The organism is Streptomyces sp. CO7 (assembly GCF_053474865.1).
In genome coordinates this window covers 281,623-282,645 of the sequence record NZ_JBRIOU010000003.1, presented here as the reverse complement: position 1 = coordinate 282,645, position 1,023 = coordinate 281,623, and the positions used below count along the sequence as shown (strand labels likewise).

Annotated in this window: 1 protein-coding gene; it reads right to left on the bottom strand. The window is 74.2% G+C overall.

The genetic code is table 11. The annotated features are described in order from the left end of the window. Positions 1-986: glycosyltransferase 87 family protein (locus ACOV8S_RS11160; protein ID WP_448317914.1), on the bottom strand; the 986-nt coding region annotated here is incomplete at its 3' end. Positions 987-1,023 lie beyond the last annotated feature (37 nt).

Sequence of the window (1,023 nt, the reverse complement as noted above, 5' to 3'; positions counted from 1 at the left end):
CCGCGGAAGGTCACGCACACCGCGGCGACACCCACCAGCCACACCAGGTACTGGGGGCTGATCACCCGGCTGGTGACGGTGAACAGCAGGACCGCCACCAGCCCGGCCAGCGCCGGGACCGCCGGTCCCCACACGATCCGCTCAGAGGACGCCCCGAGCGCCCCGGGCCGGCCCCTCCAGCGCCACAGGAGCAGCCAGCCGAAGACGGCCACGGTGAGCAGCATGGCCCCGCGGCTCACCGTCTCCACGTGCGGGCCGATGAACTCCATCGAGCCGTAGTTGAGCAGGACCTGCCCCTGCCACCCGTACTGCCGGGCGACGTGCAGGACCAGCGCGCCCAGCGACTCGACCTCGGTGCCGCGGTCACGCTGGAAGGTGAGGAAGGCGAACGCCCCGGGCATCGCCAGCGCGAACCCGGCCGCCACCACCGCCGCGGTGGCCACCGTCCACACCCAGGTGGTCCTGCGGAGCACACCGGCCAGCAGCAGCGCGGGCCACACCTTGAGCATCGCGCCGAACCCGATCAGCGCCCCCGCCAGCCGGGGCCGGCGGGCCAGGGCGAGCAGGCCGCCGACGGCGACGACGGTGACCATCACGTCGTAGCGGGCGTACACCGTGGGGCCGAGCAGCGGCACGCCGGCCGTCCACACCCAGGCGCCGTGCCGGGACCGTCCGCTCCCCCGCCCGGCCCGCAGCAGCAGCGCGAAGCCGACCGCGTCGGCCAGGAAGGCGAGGACGAAGAACGCCTGCGCGTACTCCAGCCAGGGCAGCACGGCCGGGGAGAGGATCGCCAGCGCGGCGGCCGGCGGGTACTGCCAGGTGATGTCCGTCTGGGGGAACGTTCCCTCGCTGAGCACCCGGTACCAGTTCTGGTACGTCACGTGGACGTCGGAGGTGACGTCCGGCCCGGGCATCACCCACACCTTGAACACCAGCAGGAGCAGCACCGCCCGCGAGGCGAGCCACAGGGCCCACAGCGCCCACAGGGCGGCCGCAGGGCGGGGCGCCCTGTGGGCGCTGTGG